The following is a 19160-nucleotide window of genomic DNA, read 5'->3' as shown; positions in this document are numbered from 1 at the left end:
TGCTTCGATAGACAGGTGTAAACCAAGGTTTGAAAGGCCAAAATAGAGACAATTTTAAGGTGTCAAATATGCAAAAAGAGAAGTTATCTTCATTCATGGACGGTGAATTAGAGCAAAATAGCAAGTTTATTTCTTCTTTATTATCTGATAAAGAGATGCAAGCTTGTTGGCATCGCTATCATCTCACCCGAGATGTACTGCACCATTCTTTGCATGAACAAATGATTAATCTTTCACTTTCTGAAAAGATTGCGCTAGCTATTACTGATGAAAAGATTGAACCTGAATATCAGAATCAGTCTATACCAACTGCTGTTAAGATGCCGGATACTAAAAAGTTATTTTGGCCAAAATTGACTGAATTTGGCACTCGAATTGCGCAAGTCGGCTTTGCTGCTTGTATTACTTTATCGATTATTGCTGGTGTACAGTATTATGCCAGTAAAAATGAGTCAGTAACGGGCATACCTACATTTAATACTCAGCCGGTTGGTGTTGGTATCTCTCCAGTCGGTGGCATGAATAGTGTTGTCGAGTCACCTGATTATATTATGAATGGCAGTAAACTATCTCAAGAGCAGTACGAAAAAATTTCTATTTTATTGCAAGATTATGAGTTACAAAAACGTTTAAATGCAAATCACTAAATTTCAGTTATTCCAAAGGCTTATCTCCTTAATCGCCCTATTTTCTAATAGGGCTTTTGTGGTTATGTCGACGATTGGTGTTATGCTGTTTTTTCCTCAGATTGGCTATTCTCAGGCTGATAGCAAAGAAATTAGTGCAACATCAATATCACCAAATCAGCCAGATACCGTACAGATACTAAACAGTATGCGCGATGCAGTAATAAAAAAAGATTATGAATTCTCTTTTTTAAATACTGTTGAAGATAAATTAGTGGGTACTTTCAAATATCGACATATAGTTGCTGATGATAAAACATATGCTCAGTTGATAAAGCTAGAGGGGCTGGCCAAAGAGATTATCCAAAAAGATAATGTTATTAGTTACTATCAGCAAGATCATGCATCATTTTCCATGAATAGCTTTCGAATGGTCGATGCTTTTCCTGATGTCATATTTAATGATTTTAATAAATTGAACCAATATTATGATTATTTTTTTATTGGTAATGCACGAGTAGCTAATCGAAGTTGTCAATTAATACGTATCTTAGCCAAAGATAAGAATCGTTATAGTTACATATTATGGCTCGATGATGAGACACGGATTCCGCTTCGAATCGATCTTTATGACCTGAATAATGGCTTATTAGCACAGTTTAAAGTGGTTGATTTTTCTCCTTCATTAAATGAAAAAAATCTGTTTTTGGCTTATTTGAATAAATCTCAGATCAATCCATTGGTAGTTGGATCTGAACAACCTAATACTTTGGATGATCAATGGCAACTCAACTGGATTCCCAGTGGTTTTACGCAGCGTTCACACTCCCAGATCGATTTTAATGAACATGGTATCAGTTCTCGACTATATTCTGACGGCGTTTTCTCATTTACGGTAAATGTTTCAGAAAATACCGTGCCAACAAAATCTTATAGCTTGCAAAAAGGTGAACAAACTATTTTTGTGACACAGCTTAAAGATAAAGAAATCATGATTATCGGTAATTTACCGTTAACCACGATAACCAAAATCGCACAAGATATTGAAGTTAAAACATCACGTTAAATCATACGTAATACTATGCTTAATGCTCATTAATGTGTAGAATGCTCAGCATTAAATTATCCTGCTCTCAATTTATTTAAATTTATCATTGTAGAGTTTAATTTTTAGGTGTAAGTAGACATAAGTATGAATAAAAATATCCGAAATTTCTCAGTAATTGCTCACATTGATCACGGTAAATCAACCTTATCAGATCGTATTATCCAAATCTGTGGTGGATTATCCGATCGTGAAATGGAAGCCCAAGTTCTGGATTCAATGGATTTGGAAAGAGAGCGCGGTATAACAATCAAAGCACAAAGTGTCACGCTCGACTATCATGCTAAAGATGGTCAAACCTATCAGCTTAATTTTATTGATACACCAGGCCACGTCGATTTCTCTTATGAAGTTTCTCGCTCATTAGCGGCTTGCGAAGGCGCATTATTAGTTGTCGATGCCGGACAAGGTGTTGAAGCGCAAACATTAGCAAACTGCTATACCGCAATTGAGATGGATTTAGAAGTCGTACCTGTGCTGAATAAAATTGACTTACCGGCCGCTGATCCAGAGCGCGTTGCGCAAGAAATTGAAGATATTGTTGGTATAGATGCTTCTGATGCGGTGCGCTGTTCTGCGAAAACCGGCGAAGGTGTGATTGACGTTCTCGAGCGTTTAGTTCAAGACATTCCTGCACCGCAAGGCGATCCTGAGGCGCCATTACAAGCATTAATCATCGACTCTTGGTTTGATAACTATTTAGGCGTGGTGTCATTAATTCGAATCAAAAATGGTGTGCTCAGAAAAGGCGAAAAAATTAAAGTTATGAGCACAGGTATGGTTTATGGTGTCGATCGTCTAGGTATTTTTACGCCAAAACAGATTGATAAAGAGACGCTAAGATGTGGTGAGGTAGGTTGGCTAGTTTGTGCCATAAAAGATATTCAAGGCGCGCCCGTTGGCGATACCTTAACTTCAGCCAGACTACCAGCAGATAAAGCTTTGCCTGGCTTTAAAAAAGTAAAACCTCAGGTTTATGCTGGACTATTCCCAACCAGCTCTGATGACTATGAGTCTTTCCGTGACGCGCTGGCCAAATTGAGTTTGAATGATGCATCACTATTTTATGAACCAGAAACTTCGACAGCATTGGGTTTTGGATTCCGATGTGGCTTCTTAGGTTTATTGCATATGGAGATTATTCAAGAACGTCTTGAACGTGAGTATGATCTCGATCTGATTACCACTGCGCCAACCGTAATTTATGAGGTTGTCACGACTTCAAATGAAACTATTTATGTTGATAGCCCAGCTAAATTACCGCCGTTAAATAATATTTTAGAATTGCGTGAACCGATAGCTGAGTGTAACATTTTAGTTCCGCAAAGTTATTTAGGTAATGTCATCACACTTTGTATTGAAAAACGTGGTGTTCAAACTAATATGGTATATCATGGTAATCAAGTTGCCTTAACTTATGAGATTCCGATGGCTGAGGTTGTGCTGGATTTCTTTGATAAATTAAAGTCAACTTCACGGGGATATGCTTCATTAGATTACGGATTTAAACGTTTTCAAACCTCAGATATGGTCAGACTTGATGTCATGATTAATAGCGATAGAGTGGATGCTTTAGCGATTATTACACATCGGGCTAATTCGCAGTATCGAGGCCGTGAATTAGTCGAAAAAATGAAAGAACTCATTCCCCGCCAGCAATTTGATATTGCTATTCAGGCCGCTATTGGTAACCATATTATTGCTCGTTCAACGGTTAAACAGTTACGTAAAAACGTTTTAGCAAAATGCTATGGTGGTGACGTGAGCCGTAAGAAAAAACTATTACAGAAACAGAAAGATGGTAAGAAGCGTATGAAGCAAATTGGTAATGTTGAATTACCACAAGAAGCTTTCTTAGCCATCTTACATGTTGGTAAGGAATAACGACTATGACCTATACCGATGATTTCCATAATAATATCAATAGAGGATAAAAAATGGCTGGAATGTTTGCCATTATATTAACAGTGGCGACCCTGTTTACGGGAATTTTGTGGTTTTTGGAAAAGTTCAAGTGGCGGCCAGCTCGACAACGTCAAGTCGAGCAAGTGCGTAAACAAACTGATGGCAAGATTGATGGTAATGTGCTTGCTCAAGTGGCTAAACCAAAAAACTGGATCGACTCTTTAGCGTCTCTTTTTCCGGTTTTGTGTTTCGTATTTATCATCCGTTCTTTTATTTATGAGCCTTTTCAAATTCCTTCAGGTTCAATGATGCCAACTTTATTGGTCGGTGATTTTATCGCGGTTGAAAAATTTGCTTATGGATTGAAAGATCCGATTACCAATACGACCATTATTCCAACCGGCCATCCTAAACGTGGTGATGTGGTGGTGTTTAAATATCCAGGTAATCCAAGTATTGATTATATCAAACGTGTAGTAGGATTACCGGGCGATAAAGTCGTTTATAATCCAGATACTAAAGAGCTGTCGATCTATCCTGCTTGCCAAGCGGACGAGGCTAACTGTGACAATAATGCTGTTGCATCGCTGGATTTAAGTTATACGCCAGTTGAGCAAAGTGACTGGATGCAAGTTTTTGCTAAAAATCAAAGTAATTTTTACACCCAAGGACAATTTGCTGATAAACGTGCTTCGTTAGATCGCTCTGCGCGAGCATTGACGTTAAATACACGCAGCGAAACCTTAGGCGAACATCAACATCAAATCCTTGCCTGGCCAATGGTTATTTATAAAAGTAGCGATTTTCATAAGCAAAATAACGGTTTACCGGACGGACAATGGATCGTTCCGCAAGGTGAATATTTTGTGATGGGTGACAACCGCGACAATAGTGAAGATAGTCGTTTTTGGGGATTTGTGCCTGAAAAAAATTTAGTCGGTCGAGCTTCTGCAATTTGGATGAGTTTTGAAAAACAACCTAATGAGTGGCCAACCGGAATACGTTTAAGCCGTATTGGCGCTATAAATTAATTATCAACTAAAGAGTATCAAGGTCGTCTTAATGCCAATGGATCGTTTACAAAAGCAGCTTGGTTATACATTTAAAGATAAAGCATTACTAAAACAAGCGTTAACTCATCGTAGCGCCGATAAAGTGCATAATGAGCGGTTTGAGTTTCTAGGAGATTCTATTCTCAGCTTTGTGATAGCGAAAGCATTATATAAACTTTTTCCATTAGTCGCTGAAGGTGACCTGAGTCAAATGCGCTCATCACTCGTTTGTCGACAAACGTTAGCTGAGCTAGGAAAACACTTTGCATTGAGTGAGCATCTAATTCTGGGACAAGGTGAACTGAAAAGCGGTGGATATCGCCGTGATTCTATTATTTCAGATACTGTCGAAGCAATTATTGGTGCTATTTATCTGGACTGCTTGCAAATCGATATTATTGAGCAGCTTCTCCTGAATTGGTATCAATCACATTTACAGATAATCAGCCCGGGTAATGGGCAGAAAGATTCTAAAACACTTTTACAGGAATATTTACAAGGTATTCATAAAGATAGACCGGTTTATATTATTCTTGAAGTAAAAGGAACTGATCATGAACAAGAGTTTGTTGTTCAATGTAAAATCGACTATCTGAGTATAGAATTTATTGGTCAAGGCGCAAGTCGACGCAAAGCGGAGCAGGCCGCCGCCGAACAAGCAATAAAACATTTAGGAATAAAATGACAGCAGAAAAAAATCAAGTACAGCATTGTGGATTTGTGGCAATAGTCGGACGTCCCAATGTTGGAAAATCAACATTACTGAATCAATTATTAGGCCAAAAAGTCTCTATTACTTCGAGAAAACCGCAAACCACGCGGCATCGAATTATGGGCATTGATACGCAGGATAATTATCAGATTATTTATGTTGATACCCCTGGTCTGCATATTGAAGAAAAACGTGCGATTAATCGTCTTATGAACCGTGCTGCCAGCAGCTCGATTGGTGATGTTGAGCTGATTGTATTTGTAGTTGAGGGTACGCACTGGACTGAAGATGATGAAATGGTACTTAATAAACTCAAAAATAATAAGGCGCCCGTCTTATTAGCCATCAATAAAATTGATAATGTAACCGATAAAACCATTTTATTACCACATATAGCTACATTATCACAAAAGATGCATTTTCTTGATGTCGTCCCTATTTGTGCCGAAACCGGTGAGGGCGTTGATACGATTGCGGCGATTGCTAAAAAATATATTCCAGAGGGAATTCACCATTTTCCTGATGATTATATTACTGATCGCTCGCAACGTTTTATGGCCTCAGAGATTATTCGTGAAAAATTGATGCGTTTTTTAGGTGAGGAATTGCCTTATTCAGTGACTGTTGAAATCGAGCGCTTTGTTGTGAATGAATCCGGTGGTTATGATATTCATGGTTTAATTTTAGTTGAACGCGATGGCCAAAAGAAAATGGTTATCGGCAATCAAGGCCAGAAAATCAAACAAATTGGTATTGAAGCCCGTCGCGATATGATGGCCTTATTTGATAATCGTGTTCATTTAGAGCTATGGGTTAAAGTCAAAGCTGGTTGGGCCGATGATGAAAGGGCGCTACGTAGTTTAGGTTACGTAGACGACCTTTAGTGGATCTCATCTGGTTATGAGTCATTGGCAACGCGCCTTCGTTTTACATAGCCGTCCTTATAGTGAAACAAGTCTATTAGTTGATTTTTTTGTCGAAACTAGAGGACGGATAACCGTATTAGCAAAAGGTGCCCGTCGTAAACGATCATCACAAAAAGGGACTTTGCAACCTTTTACACCACTGATTATTCAATACAGTGGCGCCGGTCAAATGAAGACCTTAAGACACGTCGAAGCTATATCTTTAGCGCTGCCGTTCAGTAATATTTTTCTTTATAGTGCATTCTATTTAAATGAGCTCGTTTATCGGGTGCTTGTGCCTGAAACCGATACCTCGGTACTTTTTAGTGAATATCTGCTCTGCTTACAAACCTTAGCCAGCCAAACGCAATCGCCAGAATATGCGCTGAGGCGTTTTGAACTAGTGTTGTTAGAAAATCTTGGTTACAGTATTGATTTTGCTCACTGTTATGCGACAGGTGAAGAGATTGTTGAGAATATGACTTATCAATATCATGCTGAAAAAGGCTTTATGGCGAGTTTACTCAATACGCATACCAGTTTTAGTGGTGCCCAGCTGCGGGCATTGGCTAATCGATCCTTTCCTGATCAAGACAGCCTTAAAGCGGCCAAAAAATTTACGCGCATGGCCTTAAAGCCCTATGTTGGCTCTCAACCGTTTAAAAGTCGAGAGCTGTTTAGAAAGTAACATTTAATCGTCGGCATCAATATCATCGAGATAGTTACTGATACTATCTTGACGCTGCTGCTGTTTTGTTTCATCAATTTTACCATCTGCCGCTAAAAAGTTTTGTCTCTGGAAGTAGGCATTACGCATGAATGCGTAAGGATCATCACTGTTTTTAAGCATATCTTCAACATCAAGTAACTGTGCACGTGTCTCTAAGCCATCAAATAGCCAATTAGCAATATTGAGTTCTGCGGTTAATAAACTTAGCGGCGGATATAAATAGTCCACCAGTTCACCACCATCTTCTCTTAATGAGGCCTGGCCATAAAATGGCAGCACGACATAAGGTCCATATCCCACTTCATAGTGACCGAGCACATTACCAAATGTTCGGTTATTGTTTTTCTGTAATTGTGGATCAGCCATACCTGCGACATCAATCAAGCCACCTAATCCAAAGATCGTATTGAGGAAGAAACGCGTAAAGTGAATCGCCGCTTTTTTACCTTCACCTTGCAATAGATAGTTAATCATTGAAGCGGGTTCGCTGATATTGGATGAGACATTGACTATGCCGGTTCGTACCGGTTTGGGTAAATAGTCACGCCAAAATACCGCAGCAGGTCTGACAATGTAGGGATCTAATACATAATAGTTAAAATTAAACATCTTACGATTAAACCCTTGCGCCGGATCACTATAGCTATTTGTTTCTGAATTATAGGTAGCACATCCACTCAACGTTGTTATTGCTAACAACAAGCTAAGCATTATTTTTTTCATTTTTTCAACTCAGTTTTATAAATTATATTTATGATTGCTTATCGATTTAATTGTATCAGATATTTTGATAAAATGACCAAAAGCATTTACAATTTATGTTAATGTTTGCTGTCCTTATAGTTAAATGGATATAACAAGCCCCTCCTAAGGGCTAGTTACAGGTTCGATTCCTGTTGGGGACACCATCATTACAGTTTTTGTAAAAAGTAAATTTAATCAAATGGTTATGCTTTATATTTAATCAGATAAAATGTTAAACTACAAGTGCTTTTCAGTTTTTTCTGAACCTATTGTCTCTCTCGCTTCTCTTGTCTATAAGACCTCCGCGCGTTTGAACTAACATTATTGGAAGGTCTTTTGCTATTCATAAAGCCAAAAGGGTAATTAGTCTTACAGTTCAAATGAACAATGAAATACTCTACCGATAATCTCAATTTCCGGTATTTTTGCGATTTCAGCTGGGTGCTCTTCGGCGTTATATGACACGATTCGCACCTGATCGCCCGGTAAACGATATAATCGTTTAATTCGGCATAGACCATCTTGGCATATCGCATAGATATCTCCATCGATAATATCTTTTCTGGCGGTATTCACGGCGACAACCGCGCCGTTAGGAATCACGGGTTCCATCGAGTTTCCGCTAGCTGGAAAGCAAACCACATGTTCTTTTTGTACGTCTTTTCTTCTAAAAAAGGATTTACCAAATCTCAGTTTATAGCCATTGTAATCATTATCCATCGTTATACCATGGCTGGCAGCAAGCTCGATCGACTTGTAATAGGGCACTTCAACTTCGTCATCATGTAATGGGGTAAGATCCCACTCCTCTACGTTACTGCTAATATCGATAACGGCAGCCCCTTCAATATCCATGGCGCCTCGACCTGTTCTTAGCCAATTGATATTCACATTCAACGCTTTTGCTAGTAGGTCGATATCTTTCGGATCATTTTCACCTGACTCCCATTTCGATACCGCTGCTTTAGAGACACCGACTTTTTTACCGATATCTGTTTGACTGATTTTTAGTCTCTTTCTGGCCTGCTGAATGCGATTTCCTAGCATGTTTACCTCTGAAATAAAAAACGTCTCTTCTGCACCTTAGTTAACTTATGTTAACGGATGTTTTGTCTATATAAGTTAATTTTTAAGGTTGCTTCCACTACCATTATGTTAACTTTAATAAACAAAATAGTCAAAAAAATTAATTCCAAGAATGTTGATAATCCTAAACTAGAGAGGTTCTTATCATGACTTTAAAAAAATAAACTTTATTCGAAGATTATATCTTATTATTGTGATAACTGACTTTAAGTCTATAGGGAATAACCCTAAACTACGTTCGATTTTACCGGTATTTCATCAATTTGATTTCCTGATATTCAGTCAGGTGGCCCAATAAGTATGATATTGATGGTCCAAGCTATGAATACCAAAGTGGGTAATCCGATTCGGAAATTAGTCCTGCTAAAACTGGCAGATAATGCTAATGATAACGGAACGTGTTGACCTTCATATCGCTATATTGCTGAGCACTGCGAGTGCAGTAAATCTGCGGTCAGATCTCATATTGATGCGCTAATTAGTGCGGGATTATTACTCAAAGAGAATCGATTTGGTGATCATAAAGGTAATAAGTCTAATCTGTATGTGCTCAATCTCAACTCATCAGGCACTTTGGAAAGTGATGCCCTATGTGATAACGAGACACAGGCCATATCATCATCTGACATGATTAATATCAGCAAAAAAACATCCCCTGTAGCATCGGTAAGCAGCAGAATCAGTCATATTGAATCAGTCAATGAGTCTATTATTAAACCCAGTATCATCAGTGGTTTTGATTTTTCAAAACTAAACGGTATGCTCGAAAAAAGTGTGATTGATGATTTTATACAACATCGAAAAACCATCAAAAGGCTGTTAACACAATCGGCAATCAATTTTTTGATCCGCGAGTTAAATCTTGCTATCGCATAAGGCTACAACCCAACAACGCTTTTGGCGATGACTTTAAGTCGCGGCTGGCAATCATTTCGTTTTCACTATTTGAATCAACCGAATCATACCCGGTCAAATCAACAGCAAACGATGAGTCATAAACAGTATGGTGGGAGCACGCTGCCAGATTGGCTGGAGAATGAGTGATGAATTTAGAACAAGAACTCGTACGTTTAAATCACGCCATTGACATGGCTAAGCAGGGGATTGAGCCCCAACAAAATACGACGGTTGAAATGAATTTAATCGTGTGTGAATTTAATGCTAGTCATGGCTCGTTTATGCAGTCGGTGAGTTATTTAACCAATATGCCAAGAATGAGAACAATCACTCTGTATCCGCGCTGTCTGGATGAGCAAAAGTTATTAATACTGAACCAAATCGCCGAGTTGAAGAAAGTGCAACGAGAAAAACGCGTTAAGTTACTGTTAGCACATGCGGATATTCCAAAACGATTTGAGCATGCCTCCTTTGATAATTTTAATCCCATCAATACGCAAGCTGAAAAAAAGTTAAAGGTTTGCCGTGCCTATGTGGATAAATGGCCTGATCGTTTAAGTAAAGGGGGTGGCATCGTGATGATGGGGCAACCGGGTATGGGGAAGAATCATCTCGCTACGGCTATTGCTAAAACGATTATCCATAAATACTGTCATTCTGTTGTGATGACATCTGTCTTAAAGATAGTGCGTGATTACCGGTCTAGCTGGAAGAAAACAGCAAATAACGTTGAATATGACGTGATTGACCATTTTACACGACCTAAGCTGCTGATTATTGATGGAGTGGGCGTGCAATATGGCACTGAGACAGAAAAATTAATTTTATTTGAGATTATTAATCATCGTTATAAAGCGATGAAACCGACAATCTTAATTAGTAATGAAACAAGGGAAATGTTGGTTAAATATATTGACGACAGAGTGATGGACCGAATGAGAGAAGGTGGGGGATGTGAATTGAACTTTGACTGGGAAAGTTATCGAACCAAAGTATAACACTTTAATCACAACCATTTTTAAAAGGATAGGCCAAAATCAGCCTATCATTCCATGAAAGTAGTTATCCGCAATCCTGTTATAACAAATTGAACTATTTAGATAATAGAAAAATAAATAAGGTGATCAAAATGAGATTAATGAAACAATCAGAATTTGAGAAAACAGCAATAATATACAGCAAACCAGCGAACAAAATGTTGATTTACGTCTGAAAGCGATGGAAATGCTTAAAATGTGGGGTATCTATCATGCTTACACCAGCCGATGTGGATATCAACGCATTAATGCCGTATTTAAAGCGCTCTACCCAACCAAAACCTATATTTTTATTGAAAATGACATTAATTTTATTGATGAATGTATGTGGCTGGCTAAAAAATCGCTATTAAGTTCACTCAGGGAGCAGCAGAAAATAGCTGAACTCTATTATAAAGGTATCGATGTGGTTGCTGAGGGGAGTGATTGGAGTGAGCATCTGTCTATTCGTGATATCGCCGATACACTCGGCATGTCAAAGAGTACGGTTGACCGACGATTAAAAGCCTTCGAAAGTTACATTATTAGCAAGTCAATAAAAGTTAACTTTTAATTGGCGATTTTTGTTGGCTTGGGACAATAAGTATATTAATATATTCAAAGTCAAGAATTGTTTGAGATGAAGCCCAGCTAATGAGTCGGGCTTTTTTTATGATCACATTTAAAGGTTTGCTCTCTTTTTGGTCAACAAGATCTTCTTTTTCAGTTGGCGGTATGCAGCTAATCACGCTATTGAATGACTAAAATACAGCAGTCATGCATCAATCCCTCAACTAACCTCATTGGAATAAGCGGATAGATAACAGTACTTTTATATATATAAGAGCCGCTTTAACTCCACCCTTATCTTTATCGCGCCTAATGGCGCTTTTTTTATTTTAAGCATAGGAAATAAATATGACTGATTTCAAATGGGAAGAGATCTTAATTTATTTTTTCATCACCTTATTAGGTACTTTCGCTAATTACTTCTATCGAATCTCAAAAGGCTTATCTTTCAGTATTTTATCGTTAACCAGTCATCTGTTTATTTCTTCGTTTGGCGGCACGTTAACGCTATTAATCTGTACTTACTTCCAAGTTGATCACGGCTTGATTGGTGCGGCATGCGGAATTAGTAGGTGGTCAGGTTCGAAAATGATTGAAGAACTTGAAAATAGGATGATTGAGAAAATAAAAAATGGACAACCAAAACAATGAATATTAGTGGAAATGGTAAAAACCTCATTAAACAGTTTGAAGAATTAAGTCTTAAAGCTTATTTTTGTCCGACTGGTGTCTGGACGATAGGCTATGGGCATACGCTTAACGTCAAGAGGATGGACTTTATCTCTGAACAAGAGGCTGATTGCTTGTTTATGCAGGACCTATATAAAGTTGAACAAAGCATTAAAAAATTAGTTAAGGTGCCGCTTACCCAAAATCAGTGTGATGCACTCTGCTCATTTATCTTTAATGTAGGGGGGTGGGGCATTTAATCAGTCCACCTTACTGGCTAAACTTAATACCGGCGATTATTTGGGATCCGCCAATGAATTTAAACGCTGGAATAAAGCGGATGGTGTGATTTTAGCCGGACTTATCCGGCGTAGACAGGTTGAAGAGGAACTTTTTAATGCTGACTAAACTTGGTTTCCTTTATAAGCGCTTGCCAACCATACTTTTAATTCTATTAATTTTTGCTGGTTATATCATGATCGGCCTTTATCAGGAAAAAAGCACCTATAAAACTGAGCTAAATAAAATGCGTGCTGAATTCGTTAAGTATCAAACCGATACGAATTTTATTAAACAACTAGAGATTCACTTACAAAAGGTGATAAAAGATGGACAAACTCATTCTGATAAGTTGCGTAATGATATTGATAATAACTTTATTCAGCTGCGTGTCAAAGTCGAATCAATCGAGCAAGATAGTACCACCTCCAGCCATATTGCTGACCGAGCCTTACAACTTGCAACATTTACTCGACAAGATTATTACAACCTCATCAACGGCATCGGTTACAACCAAGTCATGATCAATGGCTGGCAACAATACTATTGTAGTGAGATAGCGCCTAAGAACCAGACTGAATTTATGTGTATTAAAGATTGAATAACAGATAGGTATAAAAAAACAGATCATTAAGATGAACTAATAATCTGTTTTTAATGTTACGCGATAAAACTGAAAGCTGATACAAAAAGGTTTTTTGCTTACTTTGTAGTGTTATTTACTTAGAGAGTTAATACTGATAAAAAATTAAAGACGGTCAGGACAACCAACTACAGTGCCACTTAGTAACTGTATTGAATAAGTTTGTACAACTTTGTTATCCGAAAGTTGGTATTGCTCATAAGTGCATTGAAGATAAGCACCATCAAGTTGTTGACTTGCTAATTTCCATGCTACTGCTTCACCTACATCAATATTTTGTGAATCTGCACTGTAAGCAGCAGCTGAGGTTAAACCAAGACTGAATAATACACCTAATGTAAGAACTAATTTTTTCATGTTTTTATTTCCCTAAATGATTGTTCGGAGTAAGTATTATAGCACTGAGAAATAATAATAGAAATAGCCGATCAAAAAATAAGCAGATAAAATTATAATATTTACTCTTTAGATTTGATTGTTTTGACTTTTATCAAATTTAATTGAATTTCGACGCATTTATTCTCCAATTTTGAGAAAATTTTTTCATCTATTTTCCATCAACTCTTTTTTATTCCCTCACTTTGAATCTGACAACATGATTGTTACTGAGAGATAGTCTATTGAATGACAAACCAATATAAGTCCTTATAAATTAAGGCTTAGATATCAATTCATGTACTAAAAATCAACATTTTATCAACAGATAGCTATCTTAAGACGATGTTTGGGAATGAAAAAACACATATAGCCTATTAAAACCATGACAGCAGGAGTAATGGGATTTGATTTAACACAATCGGATAACAATAGTGATGCCAGCAAAATAGACATAATCAATGAGGTGGTAAGGAGAACGCGATCGGATAAAGAGACTGAGAATGTTACAGATAATCAATTGGATATTGTGGTGGTTTCACAACTCGATATGCCGCAAATCAGACAATTAATTGCGCTTGTTTTACAGCTACCAGAAAACCTGGTGGTGGATGCTGATGCTCCTTGGATACATCAAATGTCGATTGTTATGTCACGACTTTTTGTCCTTATTCAGAAGTATTAGGCTGCAGTCGAGCTTATAGCACTGATAATCAAACTGAACATATATGAGTACCAGAAATACCACTATCTCAGTCAATGCCTATGGTGATTGTGCTTATCAACTGATTGAACAATTATCCACTTCATTGAAGCTCTCTTCAATAAAGCAGAGATTTAAACGGCTCGGAATCTCGCTTTTAACCACTTCTCAAATTAGTCGCCAATCAAGGAATGAATCTGAGGAAAAGGAGCCAAATGCACAAGTAGATTTAATCTTTCAACACCGGTATAGCGTCTCATCTCGTTTAAGCCGAGGCGATGCTGTCGATATTACTTTAATAAAGGATGATTATATGAGTTTATTAATTAGCGATGTGGTGAATGTGTCAATGCAGACACAGACCAAATCAGCCAAACGTCGTGATTTGAGTGTCACCAGTATTTTTACCGATGAAATTGGTGATGTTTTTACTGATAAAGAGAGTCGTTACATCGTGGTTTCTGATGCAGACACCATGGCTAACCGCTTCGCGGTGCCAATTCACAAGTCTATAAAGCCACAGTTTCACTATTTTCAGCTAGTCCAAAACTGAAAACAGCACTGATTGCGCGTTATAACAAAACGGTGAAAGAGATACCGGCAACACTTAATCAGCTTAAAGGTGGCCTGGTATCTGTCGGCGCTAATTATTTCCGTGGCATACTTAATGGTTCAATGAATCTGAGTATCGGCGGGGTGACGGTGCCACTTATCGGACTGAATTTTTCTGAAGTGACTGATTTTGATGACGCAACTCAAGCGATAGCTATTATTCAAGATACTATCGATTTTAAAGATGAACTAGATTTAGATATAGCTGAAGATGATGAGGAGAAATTAAAAGCATGGAGGAAGTATCGCGTGCTTTTAAATAAAGTAGACAACACAGTAGAAGAAATGACGTTGCCAGAAAAGCCGATTAGTTAGTTTGCTTTATTACGATTTTATTGGTTTTTTCAGTATAAACGGTGCAATTGTCAGGAATATCTTTATTGATGAAAGACATTGCGCCTACAGTAACGTTATCGCCAATTACTAGCGGTTGATTTGGGGTACAAGATACTACGCAGCTATTTGCACCGATATAAACATTATTACCTATTTTCACATTGCAGCCGCCAATGGTGGTATTTTGCCGAATTGAAAAGTTTTCACCGATTACCGCTGATGCGCCGATAACAATACCTGAAAAGTGGCCTATTGTAAAATTATACCCAATTTTAGTGCCGACCATGATATCTATACCATATTTTATATTAACTTTCTGCCCGAGCGTTAATCCTATTTCTTTTTGCTTCTCATTTCCATGATGATACATCGCATTAGCCAATCTCCACCACGCAATGAATGTATTATTATTTTTGCGTAATCGTCTGAAAAGCCTTCGCCATGTGAATGGTTTATTTATTATAAACTCAGCTTCCCAGCACTTTTTCAAAAAAGTCAAATCATGCGTCATTAAGAAAATAAGAATATGAATATATTTCATGTGTGGCCTTAATAATTTTTTAATTAAAATACCAGATTAGATAAAAATAGAAAAGGGCGTATAGCCCTTTAACTATTTAAAATTAATTGATTTAAAAACTTACCATATGTGTATTTTTATTGATGATGCTTGGGTTGAAGATGAAGTTAAAAAGTTTGATTATCAAAATAAATTATTACCAATACCTGTTACAAAAAGACAGTTAATGCTGCAATTAAATAAAATAAATCTTTATCATGATGTAATAAATTTCATTTTAGATGATGAAAATATTGAGATTAAAATTGATTTTGATTGCTCAGTTAATTTTAATGTAAATTCAGCTTTAATCAAAGCTATAGCTGCGCGTTTTAAATTAGAAAATATTGAAGATATACTCATTAGTGCTAGCAATTTATAAATGACTAAAATATTTTATTTCTGATTACTTCCGTTAGCTTAATCGCACCTTTTATATTCGTATGATCGCTATCACCAAAATCATCGTAATCAAATATTTCAGAAGCAAACAAATCAATTATTTTCAAATTATATTTTTTTGCTATTTCTTTTATATTGTTGAAAATATTTGGTTCTATGTGGATTTTATAATCAGCGCGGGATGGCGGTATAATTATCAATAGGTCATGTGAATTTTTTTTGCATTTTCTTATTAAACTTACCAAGTGCTTTAATTGTTCTGGCTTTCTGCCAGCTTCTCTTAAATGTTTGCTAGCCCTTGATTTTATATCGCCATCTTTTATGAAAGTGCTCGCTTCTATAAATCCATTTATAGATTCCTTGAGATCTAATGATTTTATATTGATTCTTTTATATTTTTTATATATTTGCTCTATTTCTCTATTTTCATTTTGATAATTTATGTTAAATACCTTTTTAAAAAAAGCACAAATATCCTTTGATGATGTTTTACTGACATCATAGCCGTTAGAAAAAACAGAAAAATAGACAATAACAGTTTTGATTTTATTTTGCTTATTAATGACATAATCATACAATTGATTTGAGTAATAAAGGTCTTGACTTGTTGTACAGAGATTGAATGATTTATCAATAATTGAAGAATTAAAAGAGTGCGCACCGTGGGATGACCCAATCGCTAAAACTTCAATTTCGCCAGCATTATCAAGACTACGCTTTTTTGAGGCAATTTCAATAAAATTATCTGGAAGATTAATTTTTTTTAGGTTTATTCCGGTAGTAGCATACAACCAGTTTCTTAGCCCCATAATAGCTCCTTATTTATTTCAATTAAAATACCAGATTAGCTAAAAATAGAAAAGGGCGTATAGCCCTTTAATTGATTAGTTGTGACTACTCTAATTGGTTTTAATGTTCTAATCTGGTTAATTGATAGTCCAATATTAAGCTGCATTTTATTAAATAGAGTTGGTAATTTTAGTGTGCTGCAGAACTTAATGTCTATATGAAGTCCTTAAAATCAAATATGTGGATTCTGAGCAATTTTTCGTGACATGATTTGATAGTTTTCAGATGTGACATCCGTTTGAATAAGATGTCGTCATTATCTCTAATCCATCTGAAAACTTAATGGTTTTGTCCAGTTTTATTGCTGGCAATTTAGTATAATCACGCATTTTATATGCCTGATGTAGTTTAGTGTTAATAGCCTGATGCTTTCACCCGTAAGATATGTCCGTTTATGTATGATTTACTGGATAGCTTGTTGCTACTTAACGTTAATCGTTAAAGAGTATGATCTAGTTTTATAGATTATTGGTCATATTTCATCGACCCTTCAGTTCTGGAAATTGATTGTAGGGGGGGATTGATTCTTTTTCATTCCATTCCATTCAAAACAGACTTATTTGTCTCATCTTAAACAGATGATATGTTCCGCTAATCACATACTAATGGTCGATCTGATATGACATTTTTAAGTATGTTTATTTTTAGCTCATAACGTTTATTAAAGGAGTAAAGATGTCATTTCAAAATAAACCCGATTATTTGATTTTTGCCCAAGAGGGGAAATCAGGTGAAGTCTTAGCTTTTTTTGATATCAAAAGAGGTTGGGGACTGACAACTGAACAAACTAAAGGAAAACCCCCTTTAGAGTGGATGAATGGTGCTTTTCAGCGTGTGGATCGGAATATTAATTACCTGATCGAACAAGGTATTGCTGAATAGGACAGTGTTGTGCCCTATCCAAAAAATGCTGTCACAAAATATGATGGTATGCTTTATGTTGCAATAAAAGAGAATGCTGATAAAGCACTAAATAATAATACTTTGGTATGGAATAAGGTTATCGATGTTCCTCTTGCTTCAACAAAGACCAAAGGGATTGTACAGCGCTGTTCTACAATTGATAGTGATAGTGAATTGACGGCCGCGACATCAAAGGCAGTTTATGATTTACAGAAGAGTATGGCTGGTTATCCACTCGGCGCTCATTACTGGGATTTAATCCTTCATCCTGAGTGTTTACATTTAAATGGTAATCTTTATGCAATCTTTGCTTATACTGAATTTGTTGCATATATTAAAAAAAATCTGGCTGCATTAATTGTGACTGAAGAAGTTTGGCAGTCAGAATTCTTAAAGTATGGGCAGTGTAATAAATATGTCATCAATGCTGATACTTTTCGTGTGCCGCTGATTGCTTATACTAAAGGTGGTGGGACTAGATATCAGAAACAAGGATTACCAAATATAACGGGTAATTTGGGATATCAGCGAGATGATATTGATGCCTATGCCACTGCAAACGGGGCATTTGATAAAGAAAAAAATACAAACGGTAAAGGATATACTGGTAATGCTGCGCTAAATGGTTCCTATCTTTATACTTTTGATGCTTCACGTTCAAATTCAATTTATGGTACCAGTGAAAATGTTGAAGTTAATGCTGTTAGAGGTTACTGGCAGGTTAAGGTTTTCGCTAAAATACAAACTATCGCAGAATTAGATGTATTAGAGTTACTTAATCAAATTAATCTCCAGCAAGATAAAATCACTGAGCTAAATAAAAAAATCGAAACTCATGGTTTAGGATATGAGCAAACTTGGCAAAATGTATCAAGTGATCGTAAATCAAATACGGTATACATGAATACGACTGGAAAAGCGATTGCTTTGTCTTTAAGTGTACCGGCTGGTGATGGTGATGGTGATGGTAATGGTGCGTTTAGTGTCTATGTTGATAATATTTTACTTGCTTATGCAAACACACTTTCATCCTGGTCGCAAGGCCAACAGCTTTTTATTGTTGTACCAATAAATTCAACATATAAAGTGACGGCAGTTACGAGAGACTTTTCCTCATGGAGAGAATTAAGATAGGAGATTATATAAAATATTTTAAAGATAAAGATAAAGATAAAGATAAAGATAAAGATAAAGATAATCAAGTTTTTGTGTATGAGATTGATGGCTCACAAGATGCTTATATTAGTGAAAACCTAATTTCTATTACAGCTGATGAAGCTGCAATATTGGCGGTTTCTCAACCTTCCACTGAGGAAGCAATTGCTTCAAACATCATATTGAAGCAATCATTAATGAGAGAAGCGTCACAGCAAATTGCGATCTTACAAGATGCTATCGAATTAGACATGGCATCTGGCAATGATCTAGCTTATTTAAAAGTGTGGCAAAATATCGTATAGCATTAAATAGAATTGATGTTAA

26 protein-coding genes and 1 tRNA gene are annotated in these 19160 nt (G+C 36.6%); 22 read left to right on the top strand and 5 right to left on the bottom strand.

Translation table 11 applies throughout. The features are described from left to right. The first annotated feature begins 68 nt into the window (after positions 1-68). From RHO15_09020 to recO, 7 genes are all read left to right on the top strand, one after another. Positions 69-647: an RseA family anti-sigma factor gene (locus RHO15_09020; GenBank protein WVD63603.1), complete on the top strand. Its 579-nt coding sequence runs from the start codon at positions 69-71 to the stop codon at positions 645-647. 64 nt (positions 648-711) lie between these two features. Beyond that, positions 712-1692, top strand: a complete 981-nt coding sequence (locus tag RHO15_09015) for a MucB/RseB C-terminal domain-containing protein (protein WVD63602.1) — start codon at positions 712-714, stop codon at positions 1690-1692. Between the two features lie 126 nt (positions 1693-1818). Then, on the top strand, positions 1819-3615 hold the full coding sequence (lepA, locus tag RHO15_09010) for a translation elongation factor 4 (GenBank protein ID WVD63601.1): 1797 nt from the start codon (positions 1819-1821) through the stop codon (positions 3613-3615). A 53-nt stretch (positions 3616-3668) separates the two neighbouring features. Beyond that, a complete protein-coding gene (lepB, locus tag RHO15_09005; GenBank protein WVD63600.1) occupies positions 3669-4667 on the top strand; it encodes a signal peptidase I in 999 nt (332 codons plus the stop codon). Between the two features lie 31 nt (positions 4668-4698). Beyond that, complete coding sequence (gene rnc / locus RHO15_09000) at positions 4699-5373, top strand: ribonuclease III (protein WVD63599.1); 675 nt, start codon at positions 4699-4701, stop codon at positions 5371-5373. After that, positions 5370-6284 carry a GTPase Era gene (gene era / locus RHO15_08995; GenBank protein WVD63598.1) on the top strand — a complete coding sequence of 305 codons (915 nt, stop codon included), beginning with the start codon at positions 5370-5372 and terminating at the stop codon, positions 6282-6284. Before rnc ends, era begins: the two co-directional genes overlap by 4 nt. 16 nt (positions 6285-6300) lie before the next feature. Then, positions 6301-6993: a DNA repair protein RecO gene (gene recO, locus RHO15_08990; GenBank protein ID WVD63597.1), complete on the top strand. Its 693-nt coding sequence runs from the start codon at positions 6301-6303 to the stop codon at positions 6991-6993. Between the two features lie 3 nt (positions 6994-6996). Here the strand turns inward: recO and RHO15_08985 are convergent, their stop codons facing one another. Then, positions 6997-7758 carry an MlaA family lipoprotein gene (locus RHO15_08985; GenBank protein WVD63596.1) on the bottom strand — a complete coding sequence of 254 codons (762 nt, stop codon included), beginning with the start codon at positions 7756-7758 and terminating at the stop codon, positions 6997-6999. 110 nt (positions 7759-7868) lie between these two features. On the opposite strand from RHO15_08985, the gene RHO15_08980 reads away from it, so the two are divergent. Beyond that, positions 7869-7943: transfer RNA gene (locus RHO15_08980), tRNA-Arg, on the top strand. A 205-nt stretch (positions 7944-8148) separates the two neighbouring features. Here the strand turns inward: RHO15_08980 and RHO15_08975 are convergent. Continuing rightward, positions 8149-8826 (bottom strand): helix-turn-helix transcriptional regulator, encoded by a 678-nt coding sequence (locus tag RHO15_08975; GenBank protein WVD63595.1) that lies wholly within the window; start codon positions 8824-8826, stop codon positions 8149-8151. A gap of 942 nt (positions 8827-9768) precedes the next feature. Here RHO15_08975 and RHO15_08970 point away from each other — a divergent pair. From RHO15_08970 to RHO15_08940, 7 genes are all read left to right on the top strand, one after another. After that, entirely contained in the window at positions 9769-9909 is a 141-nt protein-coding gene (locus tag RHO15_08970) for a hypothetical protein (protein ID WVD63594.1), read from the top strand. Continuing rightward, positions 9909-10760 (top strand): ATP-binding protein, encoded by an 852-nt coding sequence (locus RHO15_08965; GenBank protein ID WVD63593.1) that lies wholly within the window; start codon positions 9909-9911, stop codon positions 10758-10760. Before RHO15_08970 ends, RHO15_08965 begins: the two co-directional genes overlap by 1 nt. 226 nt (positions 10761-10986) lie before the next feature. Then, on the top strand, positions 10987-11352 hold the full coding sequence (locus tag RHO15_08960; protein WVD63592.1) for a helix-turn-helix domain-containing protein: 366 nt from the start codon (positions 10987-10989) through the stop codon (positions 11350-11352). A gap of 344 nt (positions 11353-11696) precedes the next feature. Continuing rightward, on the top strand, positions 11697-11999 hold the full coding sequence (locus RHO15_08955) for a phage holin family protein (GenBank protein WVD63591.1): 303 nt from the start codon (positions 11697-11699) through the stop codon (positions 11997-11999). Continuing rightward, a complete protein-coding gene (locus RHO15_08950) occupies positions 11996-12277 on the top strand; it encodes a lysozyme (GenBank protein ID WVD63590.1) in 282 nt (93 codons plus the stop codon). Before RHO15_08955 ends, RHO15_08950 begins: the two co-directional genes overlap by 4 nt. A gap of 40 nt (positions 12278-12317) precedes the next feature. Continuing rightward, entirely contained in the window at positions 12318-12425 is a 108-nt protein-coding gene (locus tag RHO15_08945) for a hypothetical protein (protein ID WVD63589.1), read from the top strand. Beyond that, positions 12415-12897, top strand: a complete 483-nt coding sequence (locus RHO15_08940) for a lysis system i-spanin subunit Rz (protein ID WVD63588.1) — start codon at positions 12415-12417, stop codon at positions 12895-12897. Before RHO15_08945 ends, RHO15_08940 begins: the two co-directional genes overlap by 11 nt. A gap of 147 nt (positions 12898-13044) precedes the next feature. Here the strand turns inward: RHO15_08940 and RHO15_08935 are convergent, their stop codons facing one another. After that, entirely contained in the window at positions 13045-13296 is a 252-nt protein-coding gene (locus tag RHO15_08935) for a hypothetical protein (protein ID WVD63587.1), read from the bottom strand. A 403-nt stretch (positions 13297-13699) separates the two neighbouring features. Between RHO15_08935 and RHO15_08930 the strand changes: the two genes are divergently transcribed. Genes RHO15_08930 through RHO15_08920 form a run of 3 tightly spaced genes read left to right on the top strand, consistent with a single transcriptional unit; the run spans position 13700 to position 14944 of the window. Further along, positions 13700-13999: a hypothetical protein gene (locus RHO15_08930; protein WVD63586.1), complete on the top strand. Its 300-nt coding sequence runs from the start codon at positions 13700-13702 to the stop codon at positions 13997-13999. 43 nt (positions 14000-14042) lie between these two features. Further along, a complete protein-coding gene (locus tag RHO15_08925) occupies positions 14043-14570 on the top strand; it encodes a hypothetical protein (protein WVD63585.1) in 528 nt (175 codons plus the stop codon). After that, positions 14567-14944, top strand: a complete 378-nt coding sequence (locus RHO15_08920; protein WVD64994.1) for a tail fiber assembly protein — start codon at positions 14567-14569, stop codon at positions 14942-14944. The genes RHO15_08925 and RHO15_08920 overlap by 4 nt, the downstream gene beginning before the upstream one ends. Here RHO15_08920 and RHO15_08915 read toward each other — a convergent pair. Then, positions 14937-15506 (bottom strand): hypothetical protein, encoded by a 570-nt coding sequence (locus RHO15_08915; protein ID WVD63584.1) that lies wholly within the window; start codon positions 15504-15506, stop codon positions 14937-14939. The two genes, RHO15_08920 and RHO15_08915, sit on opposite strands and share 8 nt — an antisense overlap. Positions 15507-15612: 106 nt before the next feature. Between RHO15_08915 and RHO15_08910 the strand changes: the two genes are divergently transcribed. Further along, positions 15613-15906, top strand: a complete 294-nt coding sequence (locus RHO15_08910) for a hypothetical protein (protein ID WVD63583.1) — start codon at positions 15613-15615, stop codon at positions 15904-15906. A 4-nt stretch (positions 15907-15910) separates the two neighbouring features. On the opposite strand, the gene RHO15_08905 is transcribed toward RHO15_08910, so the two are convergent. Then, positions 15911-16735 carry a hypothetical protein gene (locus RHO15_08905; protein ID WVD63582.1) on the bottom strand — a complete coding sequence of 275 codons (825 nt, stop codon included), beginning with the start codon at positions 16733-16735 and terminating at the stop codon, positions 15911-15913. Between the two features lie 715 nt (positions 16736-17450). Between RHO15_08905 and RHO15_08900 the strand changes: the two genes are divergently transcribed. From RHO15_08900 to RHO15_08890, 3 genes are read left to right on the top strand one after another with little or no spacing between them, the layout of a single operon-like run. Further along, positions 17451-17657 carry a hypothetical protein gene (locus RHO15_08900; protein ID WVD63581.1) on the top strand — a complete coding sequence of 69 codons (207 nt, stop codon included), beginning with the start codon at positions 17451-17453 and terminating at the stop codon, positions 17655-17657. Between the two features lie 9 nt (positions 17658-17666). Then, on the top strand, positions 17667-18812 hold the full coding sequence (locus RHO15_08895; GenBank protein WVD63580.1) for a phage tail protein: 1146 nt from the start codon (positions 17667-17669) through the stop codon (positions 18810-18812). Continuing rightward, on the top strand, positions 18794-19138 hold the full coding sequence (locus RHO15_08890; protein WVD63579.1) for a tail fiber assembly protein: 345 nt from the start codon (positions 18794-18796) through the stop codon (positions 19136-19138). The genes RHO15_08895 and RHO15_08890 overlap by 19 nt, the downstream gene beginning before the upstream one ends. Positions 19139-19160: the final 22 nt, after the last annotated feature.

The organism is Orbaceae bacterium lpD01 (assembly GCA_036251705.1).
Lineage (GTDB): Bacteria > Pseudomonadota > Gammaproteobacteria > Enterobacterales > Orbaceae > Utexia > Utexia brackfieldae.
This window is presented reverse-complemented; position numbering and strand designations above follow the sequence as displayed.